This window comes from Kribbella sp. NPDC003557 (assembly GCF_040610805.1).
Classification (GTDB): domain Bacteria; phylum Actinomycetota; class Actinomycetes; order Propionibacteriales; family Kribbellaceae; genus Kribbella.
This window is the reverse complement of record NZ_JBEXMY010000003.1, coordinates 603,731-618,866: the sequence shown is the minus strand read 5'-3', so window position 1 is coordinate 618,866 and position 15,136 is coordinate 603,731. Positions and strand designations below refer to the sequence as shown.

The 15,136-nt window shown below is 69.6% G+C and carries 17 protein-coding genes; 10 read left to right on the top strand and 7 right to left on the bottom strand.

The window, feature by feature from the left end; genetic code table 11:
- Positions 1-62: 62 nt before the first annotated feature.
- Positions 63-764: a hypothetical protein gene (locus ABZW60_RS14860; protein ID WP_355476951.1), complete on the top strand. Its 702-nt coding sequence runs from the start codon at positions 63-65 to the stop codon at positions 762-764.
- Here ABZW60_RS14860 and ABZW60_RS14855 read toward each other — a convergent pair whose 3' ends face one another.
- Entirely contained in the window at positions 765-2,309 is a 1,545-nt protein-coding gene (locus ABZW60_RS14855) for an alpha-L-fucosidase (RefSeq protein WP_355476949.1), read from the bottom strand.
- Between the two features lie 169 nt (positions 2,310-2,478).
- Here ABZW60_RS14855 and ABZW60_RS14850 point away from each other — a divergent pair, with 169 nt between their 5' ends.
- The 6 genes from ABZW60_RS14850 (at position 2,479) to ABZW60_RS14825 (ending at position 7,391) form a co-directional block, all read left to right on the top strand.
- Positions 2,479-3,678: a histidine kinase gene (locus ABZW60_RS14850; protein ID WP_355476947.1), complete on the top strand. Its 1,200-nt coding sequence runs from the start codon at positions 2,479-2,481 to the stop codon at positions 3,676-3,678.
- Complete coding sequence (locus ABZW60_RS14845; protein ID WP_355476945.1) at positions 3,662-4,333, top strand: response regulator transcription factor; 672 nt, start codon at positions 3,662-3,664, stop codon at positions 4,331-4,333. The genes ABZW60_RS14850 and ABZW60_RS14845 overlap by 17 nt, the downstream gene beginning before the upstream one ends.
- Positions 4,334-4,393: 60 nt before the next feature.
- Positions 4,394-5,041 carry a hypothetical protein gene (locus ABZW60_RS14840; protein WP_355476944.1) on the top strand — a complete coding sequence of 216 codons (648 nt, stop codon included), beginning with the start codon at positions 4,394-4,396 and terminating at the stop codon, positions 5,039-5,041.
- Between the two features lie 70 nt (positions 5,042-5,111).
- The gene (locus ABZW60_RS14835; protein ID WP_355476942.1) at positions 5,112-6,515 is read left to right on the top strand and encodes a class II fumarate hydratase; all 1,404 of its coding nucleotides are present in this window, start codon (positions 5,112-5,114) and stop codon (positions 6,513-6,515) included.
- Positions 6,512-7,177, top strand: coding sequence for a DUF402 domain-containing protein (locus ABZW60_RS14830; RefSeq protein WP_355476940.1), 666 nt, complete (start codon positions 6,512-6,514; stop codon positions 7,175-7,177). The genes ABZW60_RS14835 and ABZW60_RS14830 overlap by 4 nt, the downstream gene beginning before the upstream one ends.
- Positions 7,178-7,232: 55 nt before the next feature.
- Positions 7,233-7,391 carry a hypothetical protein gene (locus ABZW60_RS14825; protein WP_355476938.1) on the top strand — a complete coding sequence of 53 codons (159 nt, stop codon included), beginning with the start codon at positions 7,233-7,235 and terminating at the stop codon, positions 7,389-7,391.
- 7 nt (positions 7,392-7,398) lie between these two features.
- On the opposite strand, the gene ABZW60_RS14820 is transcribed toward ABZW60_RS14825, so the two are convergent.
- Positions 7,399-7,827, bottom strand: coding sequence for a nitroreductase/quinone reductase family protein (locus tag ABZW60_RS14820; protein WP_355476936.1), 429 nt, complete (start codon positions 7,825-7,827; stop codon positions 7,399-7,401).
- Positions 7,828-7,912: 85 nt separating this feature from the next.
- Entirely contained in the window at positions 7,913-9,631 is a 1,719-nt protein-coding gene (locus ABZW60_RS14815) for a fumarate hydratase (RefSeq protein WP_355476934.1), read from the bottom strand.
- A 74-nt stretch (positions 9,632-9,705) separates the two neighbouring features.
- Here ABZW60_RS14815 and ABZW60_RS14810 point away from each other — a divergent pair, with 74 nt between their 5' ends.
- On the top strand, positions 9,706-10,395 hold the full coding sequence (locus ABZW60_RS14810) for a DUF1707 domain-containing protein (protein ID WP_355476932.1): 690 nt from the start codon (positions 9,706-9,708) through the stop codon (positions 10,393-10,395).
- A 10-nt stretch (positions 10,396-10,405) separates the two neighbouring features.
- Here the strand turns inward: ABZW60_RS14810 and ABZW60_RS14805 are convergent, their stop codons facing one another.
- Positions 10,406-10,888: a hypothetical protein gene (locus tag ABZW60_RS14805; RefSeq protein ID WP_355476930.1), complete on the bottom strand. Its 483-nt coding sequence runs from the start codon at positions 10,886-10,888 to the stop codon at positions 10,406-10,408.
- Positions 10,889-10,962: 74 nt separating this feature from the next.
- On the opposite strand from ABZW60_RS14805, the gene ABZW60_RS14800 reads away from it, so the two are divergent.
- Positions 10,963-11,772 carry a hypothetical protein gene (locus tag ABZW60_RS14800; RefSeq protein WP_355476928.1) on the top strand — a complete coding sequence of 270 codons (810 nt, stop codon included), beginning with the start codon at positions 10,963-10,965 and terminating at the stop codon, positions 11,770-11,772.
- On the opposite strand, the gene ABZW60_RS14795 is transcribed toward ABZW60_RS14800, so the two are convergent.
- Together ABZW60_RS14795 and ABZW60_RS14790 are read right to left on the bottom strand one after the other, a co-directional pair.
- Complete coding sequence (locus ABZW60_RS14795; protein WP_355476926.1) at positions 11,714-12,502, bottom strand: ATP-binding cassette domain-containing protein; 789 nt, start codon at positions 12,500-12,502, stop codon at positions 11,714-11,716. The genes ABZW60_RS14800 and ABZW60_RS14795 overlap by 59 nt on opposite strands.
- Positions 12,490-13,818, bottom strand: a complete 1,329-nt coding sequence (locus ABZW60_RS14790) for a 2-isopropylmalate synthase (protein ID WP_355476924.1) — start codon at positions 13,816-13,818, stop codon at positions 12,490-12,492. The genes ABZW60_RS14795 and ABZW60_RS14790 overlap by 13 nt, the downstream gene beginning before the upstream one ends.
- 185 nt (positions 13,819-14,003) lie before the next feature.
- Between ABZW60_RS14790 and ABZW60_RS14785 the strand changes: the two genes are divergently transcribed.
- Complete coding sequence (locus tag ABZW60_RS14785; protein WP_355476922.1) at positions 14,004-14,672, top strand: FadR/GntR family transcriptional regulator; 669 nt, start codon at positions 14,004-14,006, stop codon at positions 14,670-14,672.
- Here the strand turns inward: ABZW60_RS14785 and ABZW60_RS14780 are convergent.
- On the bottom strand, positions 14,661-15,134 hold the full coding sequence (locus tag ABZW60_RS14780) for a hypothetical protein (RefSeq protein WP_355476921.1): 474 nt from the start codon (positions 15,132-15,134) through the stop codon (positions 14,661-14,663). The two genes, ABZW60_RS14785 and ABZW60_RS14780, sit on opposite strands and share 12 nt — an antisense overlap.
- Positions 15,135-15,136 lie beyond the last annotated feature (2 nt).

Here is a 15,136-nt window from a genome sequence, read left to right as displayed (position 1 = left end):
GGTTTACGCCAGAGTATGTTCTCGTTGCAGCCGACGGGGGTCGGGTTTTCTCGGAAGGACAGATGAAAGCGAAGCGCTCCGTCGCGGTTCTCGCAGTGACCGGAATCGCCGTGGTCTCCGTTGTCGCCGGTGTCGACCTCTTCAGCTCTCCTGGGAGCAGCAGTGCGTCGGAGAAGGTGTCCGGGCGGGCCGAGATGGCCGTGTTGAACAGTGGTAAGGCGATGCCGTCCGCGGCCACGCCGTCGGCCAAGGAGAAGTCGGCCGCCGAGCTCGCCGCCGAGGCGGTCCGGATGCGGAACCAGGTCGAGGCCATCGAGCAGCAGCGCACCGCGCTGCAGGATGCGGCCGACCAGAAGTCGAAGGCCAAGAACGCGGCTTTGCGGCGCTATCAGGCACTCAAGGCGGCGAGCCGGGACGCCGCCGAGGAGCGGGCCAGCCGGGACGCCGAGCGGAAGAAGTACGAGGGCACGCCGAAGGAGGTCGCGATGAACCTCCTCCCCGACCACGGCTGGAGCCAGAGCCAGTTCAGCTGCCTCGAGAAGCTCTGGAACAAGGAATCCCGCTGGAAGGTCAACGCCGACAACCCGACGTCGACGGCGTACGGCATCCCGCAGGCGCTGCCGGGCAACCGGATGGCGGCCTACGGCAAGGACTGGCGGACCAACCCGGTCACCCAGATCAAGTGGGGCCTGGACTACATCGAGGCGACCTACGGCTCGCCGTGCAAGGCCTGGAACCACTCCCAGAACAGCGGCTGGTACTGATCACCCGATCCTGAAGGCCGGCGCGTAGGTCCCGTCGCCGGCCGCCTTCAGCACCGTGTCCGCGGTGGTCGTCATGGCCACCGGACCTGCCCCGAGACGTCGCACGGCTCCGGTGAGCGCGACGTCCTTGAGGACGATGTCGCCGCGCGGCCGGCCGAGCACGACGGCGTACACGGCCTTGCCCTTCTGGGTGAACACCACCTGGTCGCCGGCGGTGGTGGTTGTCGACGACCGTGTCCACGGCCGTGTCCCGTCGAGCGCCTCGCGGTTGATCTTCAGCCAGGCCCCGATGTCGGAGAGCCGGCTCGACTGCTCCGGGACGATCTCGCCCGCCCCGCCGCTCGGTCCGACGTTCAGCAGCAGCGAACCGTTGTTGGCCGCGCCTTTGGCGAGTGCTGCGATCAGCTCCGTGGACGCGGTGTAGTCCTCGCCGGTCTCCTCGCGGTTGTAGCCGAACGAGCCGCCGATACCGCGGTCCTGCTGCCAGAACTTGTCCTGGATCGTGTCGAAGTCGGCGTACTCCGGCGTGCGGAAGTCACTGTGCGGCGCAGGCTTCTGCGTGTTGATGCTGTCCGCCGCACCGGGCAGCTTGAACACGCCCTTCATCAGCTGGTCGAAGCCCCAGCGCATCGGCTTCGGGCTCATCAACTGCCGGCCGAACGACGCCGTACTCCACCGGTCGTCGACGACTCCTTCCGGCACGGTGTTGTAGTAGTCCGCGAGCAGTGCGTAGAGCCGCTTGGAGCCGGTCGGCCAGGCGATGTCGTTCCAGAGGATGTCCGGCTTGTAGCGATCGATGAGCTCACGCACCTGCGCCACGGCGTACTTGCGGTAGTCCTCGCCGTAGTGCAGATAGGCATAGTCGCCCAACGTCTTCACGGTCTTGCGCTGGAACGTCCAGTCGACGCCGCCCGAGTAGTAGACGCCGAACTTGAGGCCCTGCTTGCGCACCGCCGTGGACAGCTCACCCATCAGATCGCGCTGGGCATGGAAGTCCGGTGCGTGCGGGTTGCGGACCTGGGTCGGCCACAAGGAATACCCGTCGGCGTACTTGGCCGTCACCACGACGTACGACGCCCCGGCCGCCTTGAACTGCGCCGCCCAGCGGTCCGCGTCCCACTGCGCGAGCCCTGCGTCGAACTGCTTCGTGAAGTCGCTGTACGGCGCGTTGCCGTAGTGCTCGCGGTGGAACCGCGCGGTCGGCGAGCCCGGGTCCTTCATCGCGTTCGCGTAGTCCTCGGCGTACGGGTTGTGGGTCATCGCGTGCCCGTACTGCATCTCGAGCAGCTTGCTGAACGTCGTGCCCTTCGGCGCGAACCCCGGGACCGAGTAGAGGCCCCAGTGGATCATGACCCCGAACTTGGCATCCGCGAACCACTTGGGCAGCGGATGCGTGTTCAGCGACTCGACAGTGGCCTCGTACGGCCCGTCGGTCGTCATCTGGGCCTTCCGGTCGTCCTGCCACGTCCAGACCACCGAACACCCGACGAACACGAGCACCAGCGCGACGACGACCACCGCGAGCCGCAAGAAGAACTTCCTCACGACGGATAGGTGCTTTCGGCAAGAATCATGGGTCCATCCTGGCCGGACCGGGCCGCTCGCGAATCAGCCGGCCGTACGTCGTTCGCGGCCGAACGGTTGACGCGCGTCTCCACCGAAAGTCGCGCGGTCGCACGGTGCACCGCACCGTGGACGCGCTACCGTCAGGCGGGTGGACACGGGGATCCTCGCCGCGCTGATCGCACCGGGATCGCGCGCGGCGCCAGGCTACGGGCGACTGACGCCGCGCGACCGGGTGGTGGACATCGCCTGCGTGCTGATCGCCGTACTGCTCGGCCTGATCGCGGTCGGCGATGTGAACCCACCGCCGCGGATCGGACCGTTGCCGGAGTGGCTAAGTGTGGCTCTGTGCGTCGCTGGAGCGCTCTCGTTGCTGCTGCGGCGCCGCTGTCCGACCGGACTGGCAGCGGTAATGATCCTCGCGTCCACCCTGGTGCCGTCACTCGGTGCGGCCGGCGGCCTGGCCCTCTTCAACGTCGCCGTACACCGTCGGCCGGCTGTGAGCCTCTCGCTGGGCGCAGTGGCGATGGCGTCGTGCATGCTGCAGTTCTGGCTGTATCCGCTGGCTGACACGCCGAACGCGTACTGGATCGCGGTCACCCTCACTGCGCTTGCCTGTCTGGCACTGGTCGCGTGGGGAATCGTGGTGCGGACCAGACGCCAGCTGATGGAGTCGCTGACCGAGCGTGCGGTCAGGGCCGAGTCGGAGCAGCAGCTACGCGTCGAGCAGGGACAGCGTCTGGAGCGTGAGCGGATCGCGCGGGAGATGCACGACGCGCTCGGACATCGGCTGTCGTTGCTGAGCATGCATGCGGGTGCGCTGGAGTTCAGACCGGACATGCCGGCCGACGAACTGTCCCGCGCGGCGGGGGTGATCCGCTCCAGCGCCCGTGATTGCGTGGACGACCTGCGCGAGATCGTCGGGGTCCTGCGGTCGCAGCACAGCGGTGAGGAACAACGGGGGAGCATCGGCGAGCTGATAGCGGAGTCACTGGCTGCCGGGAGCCGGATCGAGTTCGTGGAGGGCGTTGACCTCACTGCGGTGCCGGACTCCATCGCACGGCATGCGTACCGCATCGTCCAGGAGGGGCTGACCAATGCGCGCAAGCACGCGCCGCAGGAGACCGTCCGGGTCGTGCTGGGCGGTGGGCCGGGCGAGGGCCTGTCGATAGAGCTGCTGAACAAGCTTGCCCGTGTAGCGGCCGGTCCTGGATCCCGGGTGGGGCTGATCGGGCTGAGGGAGCGCGCGTCGCTGGCGGGTGGACGGCTCGAGCACGGACCGACCGCGGACGGCGAGTTCCGCCTGGCGGCCTGGCTGCCGTGGAAGGCCTACGATGGCCGGCGTGAATGAGCCTGTCAGGCTGCTGCTGGTCGACGACGACCCACTGGTCCTGGCCGGATTGTCCAGCATGCTCTCCGGTACGCCGGAGCTGCACCTGGTCGGTGCGGCGGGTGACGGGCAGCAGGCGGTCGACGCGGTGCGTGAGCTGCGGCCCGACGTCGTACTGATGGACATCGGGATGCCGGTTCTGGACGGGGTGGCGGCCACCGCGGAGATCCGGTGTGGGGAGGCCGCGCCGGAAGTCGTCATCCTGACCACCTTCGGGTCGGACGAGGACCTGCTGCGCGCTCTGCGTGCCGGGGCGTCCGGCTATTTGCTGAAGGACGCGGCACCCGCTGAGATCGTCGCTGCCGTGGTGAAGGTGGCGGCCGGCGAGTCGGTGCTGTCGCCGCAGTCCACCCGGCAGTTGATGGATCACGTCGGCGCGGTCGACCACGACGTACGCCGGACGTCGGCTCGTCAAGCTCTGTCGCAACTGACGGAGCGGGAGCGGGACGTCGTCCTGGCTGTGGCGCGGGGGAGCAGCAATGCGGAGGCGGCGGCGACGCTGGAGGTCGGGATCGCCACCGTGAAGACGCACCTGACGAACGCGCTGGCCAAGCTGCAGCTCACCAACCGTGTCCAGCTCGCCTTGCTCGCCCACGACGCGGGGCTCGTCGAGTGATCGGCGCGGCGGTTCGAAGCAACGACATCATGCACATCAAGTCGAACGGCGGCGGGTGACGTGGCAGAGATCGCACGGGGTCACAGCGAGCGCGGAGAGCTGGTGCTCCGGCGCCGGGAGGACGACGGGGCGCTGGAGCTGCGGGTCAACGGCGTGTTCGTGATGGACGACCGGGAGACGTCGAGCGAGGAGCTGCTCGCGTCGGCCGCGCTGGAGGCGGTGCGGCATCCGGACCGGGTGCTGGTCGGGGGACTCGGGCTCGGCTACACGGTCCGCGCGCTGCTCACCGACGACCGGCTCGGTCAGGTGGTCGTCGCGGAGATCGAGCCGGACCTGGTGGCGTGGATGCGCTCCGGCCTGGTCCCGTCGGTCCTCGACGACCCGCGGGTCGCGGTCGTGGTCGGGGACGTCCGGGCTGTCGTCGCCGACCTCCCCGACGCGTCCGTCGACGCGATCCTGCTGGACGTCGACAACGGCCCGGACTTCCTTGTCTACAACGAGAACTCGACCATCTACACGTCCGGATTCCTGACCACGTGCCGGGCCAGGCTCCGCGCCGGCGGCGTCCTCACCGTCTGGTCCTCGTCCGAGTCGCCCGCCCTGGAGGCCGCCGTCACCGCCGTCTTCGGCTCCTGCGACGTCAAACCCGTCCCGGTCACCCTCCAGGGCCGCGACGAGCTGTACTACGTCTATCAAGGCAGCTCGTAGCCGTTGTGGGGTTGTCCACAGGTTGTCCGTCAGGGCGTTCCGGCAACGGTGAGCGACGTACTCTGCAGGTATGGGTGATGACGCGGAATTCCGGATCGAGCACGACACGATGGGCGAGGTGAAGGTGCCGCGCGACGCGTTGTGGCGGGCGCAGACGCAGCGCGCGGTGGAGAACTTCCCGATCTCCGGGCGGCCGCTGGCGCCGGAGCTCGTGCACGCGCTGGCGCAGATCAAGGCGTCGGCGGCGGTCGTGAACGCGTCGCTCGGGGTGCTGGACGCCGACCGGTCGGCCGCGATCGTGGCCGCCGCGGACCGGGTGACCGCGGGCGAGTTCGACGCGGAGTTCCCGATCGACGTCTTCCAGACCGGTTCGGGCACCTCGACGAACATGAACGTCAACGAGGTCCTGGCCACCCTCGCCACCCGCTCACTCGGCGCCGACGTGCACCCGAACGACCACGTCAACGCCTCGCAGTCGAGCAACGACACCTTCCCGTCGGCGATCCACGTCGCGGCCACGGCGGGCGTCGTCCAGGAGCTGCTGCCGGCGCTTGAGCACCTCGCGGATTCCCTGTCCCGCAAGGGATCCGAGTTCGCCGAGGTCGTGAAGTCCGGCCGGACGCACCTGATGGACGCGACGCCGGTGACGCTCGGCCAGGAGTTCGACGGGTATGCACAGCAGATCCGCCGTGGCGCCGCGCGGGTGCGGGCCACGCTGCCGCGGGTCGCCGAGCTGCCGCTGGGCGGGACGGCGGTCGGCACCGGGATCAACACGCCACCCGGCTTCGCCGCCGCGGTCATCACCGAGCTGAACCACCGGACAGGGCTGGAGCTGACCGAGGCCGAGGACCACTTCGAGGCGCAGGGCGCGCGCGACGGGCTGGTCGAGCTGTCCGGGCAGCTGAAGACGGTCGCGGTCAGCCTGACGAAGATCTGCAACGACCTGCGCTGGATGGGCTCCGGGCCGCGCGCCGGTCTCGGCGAGATCGCGTTGCCGGACCTGCAGCCCGGGTCGAGCATCATGCCCGGCAAGGTGAATCCGGTGATCTGCGAGGCGACGCTGATGGTCGCCGCGCAGGTGATCGGCAACGACACGACGATCACCGTGGCAGGTGCCGGCGGCAACTTCGAGCTGAACGTGATGCTTCCGGTGATCGCCCGCAACCTGCTCGAGTCGATCACCCTGCTGGCGAACAGCTCCCGCCTGCTCGCCGACCGCTGCGTCGACGGCATCACGGCGAACGTCGGGCACGCCCGCGCGCTGGCCGAGTCGTCACCGTCGATCGTGACCCCGCTGAACCGCTACATCGGCTACGAGAACGCCGCCGCGGTCGCGAAGAGCGCCTTGAAACAAGGCAAGACGATCCGTGAGGTCGTGCTCGAGAACGGGCACGTCGAGAAGGGCGACCTCACCGAGGAGCAGCTGGACGCGGCCCTCGACGTCCTGTCCATGACCCGGCCGGCGCAGTCGTGAGGTTCTGGGAGCCGGGCACGACGATCGAGTGGGTGTACGAGGGCCCCGGGGCGCACGCCGACAAGCCGAACGTGCGGCCGATGACCGTCGTGCGTGACGACGCCGACGGCCTGGTCGCCTGGCTCGCGCCCGGCACGCCGCTGCTCAAGGCGGTCCTCGTCGACGGGCGCGAGATCCGGCACGCCGGTCCGGTCGCGATGTTCACCGCCGAGCGGGTGCTGAAGCTCGACGTCTGGCGCGGGACCGGGATCCTCAAGGTGTCCCCGCCCGGCAAGCCGTGGTCGGTCTGGTACTTCTGGGGCGCCGACGGCACCTTCCACGGGTGGTACGTGAACCTCGAGCGCGACCACGTCCGCGACTGGGCGGCCCGCCGGACCAGCACGGTCGATCATGTGCTTGACCTGTGGATCAACCCGGACCGCACGATCGAGTGGAAGGACGAGGACGAGCTCGAGGGCGCGGTCAGCGCCGGGCGGTTCACCGCGGCCGAGGCGGAGCGGATCGTCGCCGACGCGCACACGGCGATCCGCGACATCGAGGCCTGGACGGCGCCGTTCTCCGACGGCTGGGAGTCCTGGTCGGCGCCGCCGGCCTGGCGGCTGCCGGTCGCACCGACGTCCCACCAGCCGACACTGATCGCGGAGGAACTGCACAGCCGCTGACAACAGGTGGGTCACGAGCGGTTGTAACCTGCGGGTTTGGTCTTAGCTTGGAAGTATGTACACCATCGAGCTGCAGGCCGACGAGCTTCAGATGCTGCGCTCGGCCCTTGGGTGCTACCTGCAGGCATTCGGACACAACGAGGCGGACCTGGTCAAAGCGGCCAGAGCCCTGCTGATGAAGCTCCCGGAGGAGATCGAGACCAAAGCCGGCTGAAGGGGGGTCAGTCCGGAGCAGGTCGCAGCACGGCGACGGGGATCGTCCGCCGGGCTTTCGTCGCGAACCTGCCGATCCGCGGGTCCTCGCGGAGGATGACGTCGGTCCACACCGTGCTCCGCTCCGGGCCGGTGAGTTCCCGCGCGCGCATCCGCCGGTGCTCCTTGCCGATCTGGACCTCGGTGCTGTCCGCCGCGCGCAGGTTCCGGAACCAGTCCGGGTCCTGCCGCGAGCCGGACCCGGTGCCCCACACCACGAGCCCGTCCGCGGTCTCCAGGTACCGCACACAGGTCGACCGCGGTACGCCGGTCCGCCGTCCGGGCGTGGTGAGCATCAGGACGTGCACGTCCTTGCTCCCGCTCGCCAGCCGCCCGTCCAGCGTCCGGTACATCCACACGCCGATCCGGTTCCCCATCCGCAGCATCCGCCGCCCCATCGCGACCACCCCCGGTTCCGAGGGTGGGGCGATCGGCTCACCAGGTCAACGGCTCAGCAGGTCGACTGCTCAGCAGGTCGACTGCTCAGCTGCGCGGACGGACCGTCAGCGGGACCGGCTTGCGGGTGTCGGTGAAGAAGTCGTTGCCCTTGTCGTCGACCACGATGAACGCGGGGAAGTCCTCGACCTGGATCTTCCAGATCGCCTCCATCCCGAGCTCCGGGTACTCGATCACGTCGACGGACTTGATGCAGTCCTGCGCCAGCCGCGCCGCCGGACCGCCGATCGAGCCCAGGTAGAACCCGCCGTGCTCCTTGCAGGCCGCCGTCACCTTCGCCGACCGGTTGCCCTTGGCAAGCATGACGAACGAGCCGCCGGCCGCCTGGAACTGGTCGACGTAGGCGTCCATCCGGCCCGCGGTCGTCGGCCCGAAGGAGCCGGACGCGTAGCCCTCGGGGGTCTTCGCCGGGCCCGCGTAGTACACGGCGTGGTCGCGCAGGTACTGCGGCATCGGCTCGCCGGCGTCCAGCCGCTCCTTGATCTTCGCGTGCGCGATGTCGCGCGCCACCACGAGCGGGCCGGACAGCGACAGCCGGGTCTTCACCGGCAGCTTGGACAGCTCGGCGCGGATCTCGCTCATCGGCCGGTTCAGGTCGATCCGCACGACCTCGGAGTCGTCGAGGTGCTCGTCGGTCGTGTCCGGCAGGAACCGGGCCGGCTCCCGCTCCAGCTGCTCGAGGAAGACGCCCTCCGGCGTGATCTTGGCCAGCGCCTGCCGGTCCGCGGAGCAGGACACCGCGATCGCGACCGGGCAGGACGCGCCGTGCCGCGGCAGCCGGATCACGCGGACGTCGTGGCAGAAGTACTTCCCGCCGAACTGCGCGCCGATCCCGAACTCCTGGGTGAGCTTGAAGACCTCCTCCTCCAGCTCCACGTCCCGGAAGCCGTGCCCGAGCGGCGATCCGCTCGTCGGCAGCGTGTCCAGGTAGTGCGCGGAGGCGTACTTCGCGGTCTTCAGCGCGTACTCGGCCGAGGTGCCGCCGACCACGACGGCCAGGTGGTACGGCGGGCAGGCCGCCGTACCCAGCGAGCGGATCTTCTCGTCCAGGAACTCCATCATCCGCGCCGGGTTCAGCACCGCCTTCGTCTCCTGGTAGAGGAAGGACTTGTTCGCCGAGCCGCCGCCCTTGGCCATGAACAGGAACTTGTACGCCGGGTCGCCGGAGCCGGCCGGTGTCGAGTACAGCTCGATCTGGGCCGGCAGGTTCGAGCCGGTGTTCTTCTCGTCCCACATCGTCAGCGGGGCCATCTGCGAGTAGCGCAGGTTCAGCTTGGTGTAGGCGTCGTACACGCCGCGGCTGATCCACTCCTCGTCGACCGCACCGGTGAGCACGCCCTCGGACTTCTTGCCCATCACGATCGCGGTGCCGGTGTCCTGGCACATCGGCAGCACGCCGCCGGCCGAGATGTTCGCGTTCTTCAGCAGGTCGAGCGCCACGAACCGGTCGTTCCCGGACGCCTCCGGGTCGTCGATGATCCGCCGCAGCTGCGCGAGATGCGCGGTCCGCAGGTAGTGCGAGATGTCGTGCATCGCCTCCGCGGTCAGCGCCTGTAGCACCTCCGGCTGCACCTGCAGGAACGTCCGGTCGCCTGCGGTGAACGTGCTGACACCCTCCGTCGTCAGCAGCCGGTACTCCGTCTTGTCGGCACCCAACGGCAGCAGATCGGAGTAGTTGAAGTCGGCAGACACCGGGCATACCTCCACACAGACTGGACTGGACGCCCAAAGGCTACCGCCCGGCATCAGGGGCCGGGTCAGGGGTGAATCGGGGACGAAACGGGTCCACGGGCGGGGGTGGGCGCGCGTATGGTTCTGGCGTGGCTCAGGATGACGTTCCCCAGGAGAACCGACCGCAGGATGTCGTGCCCGCGCAGGCCGGTGACGATCCGGTGCTGCGGCGGCGGGTGTCCGATCTCGAGCGGGAGGAGGTCGCCGACATCCTCCGCGACGCCGCGGGCGAGGGCCGGCTGTCCTACACCGAGCTCGAGGACCGCCTCGAGACGCTGTACGCCTCCAAGACGTACGGCGAGCTCGTCGAGCTGACCGCCGACCTGCCGAACGGGCCGCGCGCGCAGACCGTGCCGGCCACCACCCCGCAGTACGGCGGTGCGCTGGTGGAGTCCGGGCCGGTCATCAACGTGTTCATGTCCGAGTCCAAGCGGACCGGGAGCTGGCTGGTCCCGCAGCGCCAGGAGATCAACGCGGTGCTCGGCGACGTCACCCTCGACTACACCGAGGCGCAGATCCCGTTCGACGAGGTCCACATCGACGTGAAGTCGATCCTCGCCGACGTGAAGATCCGCGTCCCGCAGAACGCGATCGTCCTGCTGGACAGCAACCCGATCCTCGGCTCCGTGTCCGAGCAGGAAGCCGGACTCAAGGCCGTCCCGGACCCGAACAGTCAGCCGGCCGCGCCGAAGCGCTTCCACATCCGCGGCACCGCGATCCTCGGCGAGATCAAGATCAAGCGCGGCCCGCGCCTGAGCAAGCGCCTCGGCCTGACCTGACCGGCGCCGCTCAGGGAGTCGGGCGCTGCTCCTCCAGCAGTTCGCCGAGCCACAGGCGGAACGCTGACAGGTCGTTGACGTGCTGCTGGGTGAGGACGAGGTTCTTCGCCCAGACGTTCTTCGGCTGCACCGGCAGCTGCCGCGCCAGTTTCGGGCCGGCCACGAAGCCGATGGACCCGACCTCGCTCCACGCCATGAACCGCCGGCGTCCGACGTGGATGCCCCGGTGGTCGACGACGACGGCCGGGCGCTGGGTGACGAGCTGCCAGGCGATCATCGCCGCGATACCGACGTACCCCACGATCAACAGGTAGGCCAAGTACCGCCAGCCCTCGTCGTCGAGCATGTCCGGCAGCCGGCTCGCCGTGAAGAGCCCGAACGCAGCCAGGTACAGGCCCGGGAAGATCGAGAACGACCAGCGGCGCAGCGGGAACTCGACCCGGCCGTTCCGGTGCCACTCGACCATCCACGCCTCCGGCAGGCGCTCACCCATCACGCTCATCTCGCCCCCGCCCTCACAACTCCACCCCCGGAGCAGAACCAACTCTAATGCACCACACTTGGCGCATGCGGCGACTTCGCGGAGCGCTGACCTGGGCGTTCGTTCGTGGTCCGGCGGCGGCGTACGCGCTGGCCGACTCCGGCTCGTCGCTGTTCGGCATCGGAGCCGTGCTGGTCATGGCGCTGGTCGCCGCGCTCGGCGCCGGTGTCGGTGCCCTCGTCGCACTCGTGACCGGCCGGCCGGTGGACGATGCGGCGTTCGTCGGCGGGATGATCGGCCTGGGCGTGGTGGTCGCGTATCTCGTGCTGATGGTGGTCGTCGTCGGTGTCCTCTGGGTCCGAGGCGTCAGTCCGTCCGAGACGGCGACCGGCGAGAAGCCGGCCGGGCGGCACGCCGCGGCTGCCTACGGATGGCGGCGGCGCGGGGCGCCGCTCGTGCCAGGCAGTCTGGTGTTGTTCTTCCTGCTGGTCGCGGTGCCGTTCGGGGCCTTGGGCCTGCACGCCCGGAGCGCGGCCAGGCCGGCGGACGGGCCGACCGCGATCGCCGACGGGACCGTGGTGGTCGTCAATGAGCCGGGGTGGTTGGACAAGAGCTCAGGCACGGTGGACATCCGGTACGCCGTCGCCGGTGCCGACCACACCTTCGAGACGGACCGGGATGCCGGCGATCACTTCTTCCGGCTCGGCGACGTCGTACCCGTCGAGTACGTCGTCGCCGAGCCGGCGAAGGCCCGTGCTGTCTGGGCGGTCGAGTCGGCGCGGGAGGACACAGTGTTCTGGCTGTGGCTTGCCGGCATCTGCGTCGCGCTCGGGCTGCTCAGTGGTGCCGGGTACCTCGTCGGGCGGTCGCGGTCCAGCGGCCGCCGTGCCGGTTGATCTCGATCGGGTGGTCGAACGTCTGCGTGATCAGGTCCGTCGTCAGTACGTCGTCAGCGGGCCCGGCGGACAGGACCCGGCCGTCGCGGAGCAGCGCGGCGTGCGTCGTACAGGTCGGGAGCTCCTCGAGGTGATGGGTGACCAGGACCCACGCCAGGTGCGGGTGGCTGAGGTGGATCTGGTCGAGGGTCTCCAGCAGTTGCTCGCGCGCGGCGACGTCGAGGCCGGTCGACGGCTCGTCCAGGAGGAGCAGCCGCGGATCCGAGATCAGCGCGCGGGCGATCAGGGCACGGCCGCGCTCGCCCTGCGACAGTGTGGTCCACGACGAGCCGGCCAGCGCGCCGATCCCCAGCAGGTCGATGAGTTCCAGCGCGCGATCCTCCTGCGCGGGGGTCGGCTCCCACCGCGGCATCCGCTCGATCGTGCCGGTGAGCCCGGTCAGTACGACGTCCCGGATGCTCAGCGGCGATCGCAGCGCGTGCCGCGGATTCACGTGCCCGATGGATTCGCGCAGGGTACGGATGTCGACCGTCCCGAGCCGGCGGCCGAGGATCTCGACCGTGCCGCGGGTCGGATGTGTGACCGCGCCGCACAACCCGAGCAGCGTGCTCTTGCCCGCGCCGTTCGGCCCGAGCAACGCCCACCGCTCACCCTCGCCCGCGGTCAGCGACACCCTGGACAGCAACAGCTTGCCGTCCCGGACGAAGTCGACGTCCTTCAGTTCGAGCACCCGTAAACCTCCTCGTACAACGCCTTCAGCTCCTCCGCACTCGCTTCCCGTCCGGTCGCGTCCGTGTGCCGTTGCACGTGCTGCGCGAACTCCCGCTCCTGCTCGGGCGACAGCCGGATGCCGTACACAGACTCCAGCACATGCGCGATCCCGCCCTTGCCGGACTGGCTGTTCACCCGGACGACGGCCTCGTACCCGCGCCCGACGTCGGCCGGATCGATCGGCAGGTACGGCACCTCCCACGCTCCCGGTCCCTGGACGGCGAACCCCTTCCGGATCGCGTCCTGGTGCGTGCCCGAGAAGGCGGTGTAGACGAGGTCCCCGGCGTACGGGTGCCGCGGATGGATCGGCATCCGGGTGCAGTACTCCACCACCTCGCGGATGCCGTCGATGTCGGAGAAGTCGATCATCGGGTCCACACCCTGCGCGTGCAGGTTGAGCGCGAGCGTCGCGATGTCCACGTTGCCGGTGCGCTCACCGTTGCCGAAGACACAGCCCTCGACGCGCTGCGCCCCTGCGAGCACTGCCAGCTCCGCGCAGGCGATCCCGGTCCCGCGGTCGTTGTGCGGATGCACCGACAGGATGACGCCGTCGCGGCGTGGCAGGTTCTGGTGCATGTACTCGATCTGGTCGGCGTAGACGTTCGGCGTCGCGACCTCGACCGTCGCGGGCAGGTTCACGATCACCGGCCGGTCGGCTGTCGCGTCCCACTGTTTGGTGAGGTGGTCCGCCAGCTCGAGCACGTAGTCCGGCTCGGTCAGGTTGTAGACCTCGGGCGAGAACTGGAACCGCACCGAGTCCCCGGCCAGCCGCAGGATCTCCTCGGATCCGGCGTAGATCATCGAGGCCAGCTCGTCACGCGACTTGCGCAGTACGACGTCCCGCCACACCGGCGCGGTCGCGGCGTACATGTGGACGACGACGTCGCCGCGCATCCCGGCGACCGACTCGACCGTCCTCGCGATCAGGTCCGGGCGCGCCGGGGTGAACACGACGATCGTGACGTCGTCGGGCACCAGGCCGGACTCCGCCAGCAGCCGGACGAAGTCGAAATCGGTCTGCGAGGCGGACGGGTAGCCGACCTCGATCTCTTTGTAGCCGATGGCAACCATCAGCTCGAAGAACCGGCGCTTGCGCTCCGGGTCCATCGGGTCGGCCAGGGCCTGGTTGCCGTCCCGGAGATCGACCGGGACCCACAGCGGCGCCGTGGTGATCCGGTGGTCCGGCCAGCTGCGGTCGACCGGCGCGACCGGGACCCTGGCGAACACGTCGCGGTAGCGATGGCTGGGCATGGGGGAGGGCTGCTGACGATTCATGGTGAAGGTCCTTCCGGGGCTGCGGGGGAGGACCGGCGGACGACTGCACTCCACGGGAGGAGCGCCGGTCGATCAGCTCCCGCCGTGGCGGCCAAGAAGGAGGAGACCCGGGAGCGTGCGCATGCCGAGCACCGTACCAACTCCTCAGACAAGCTGACAACCTGATCAGCCCTACAATGCTGGTCATGATTCGTCGTCATCCGCTCGCGGAGCAGGCCGCCGAGGAGTTGTTGCGGCGGATCGGGAGTGGTGAGTGGGCGCTCGGGGCCAAGCTCCCCGGTGAGACCACGCTGGCCGCGCAGCTCGGTGTCGGCCGGTCGACGATCCGCGAGGCGGTGCGGGAGCTGGCCGGCCGGCGGGTGCTGGAGAGCCGCCAGGGCGCGGGCGTGTTCGTGATCGCGCTGCAGGCCGCCGAGGACTGGGACAAGGTGCTGCGGAAGGCAGACATCACCGACGTGCTGGAGGGCCGGCTCGCGATCGAGACCGAGGGCGCCCGGCTGGCGGCGTCCCGGCGGACCCCGGCCGACCTGAAGAACTTCCGCTACACGCTCGCCGACCGGCAACGGGCGGCCGTGAAGGCGCCCGACGACTGGTACATCGAGGCCGACCTCGCGTTCCATCGCGCGGTCGTGACGGCCGCGCACAACGCCGTGCTCACCGAGCTCTTCGACACGTTCGTGCCGCGGATCCGGCGGGCGATGATCGACATGCTCAAACTCGACGAGGAGCACCGGCACCGGCACGACCAGGCCGCGCACGAGGCGATCGCCGACGCGATCCGCGCCAAGGATCCCGACCTCGCCGCGGCCCGCTCACGCGAACACCTCAGCGCCGTGCGGAGTTCAATCCGCTAGATGCCGCTCGTGCAGCGACCGCAGCCACGGGGTGAGCGCGTCCAGGTCCTCGACGTTGTCCTGCGGGATCGAGATCGGCCGGGTCCGGCGGTCGGCCGGGTTGACCTGGACCGCGCGCGCCAGCGGCCAGCCGGCGGGCTCGTCGATGCTGGTGATCCCCGACCACCGCAGGATCCGGCCGCGGGTGATGCCCTCGGCGTCGACCGTGATGACCGGGCGGTTCGTGATCAGCTGCCACGCGGTCAGGCCGGTGCCGTAGACGAACGCGGCGAGCGCGGTCAGCCGCAGGACGCCGAGGGCGCCCGAGACGCCGTCCGCGCGCAGATGGTCGATGTTCGTCCACGCCGACAGCACCATCAGCAGGCCGAACCCGGCCAGCCGCACCGCCAGCCGGCCGCGGCGCGGCCGGAAATCCACACTGCCGTTGGACTCCAGCTCGGAGGTCCACGCTTCGGCGGACACGC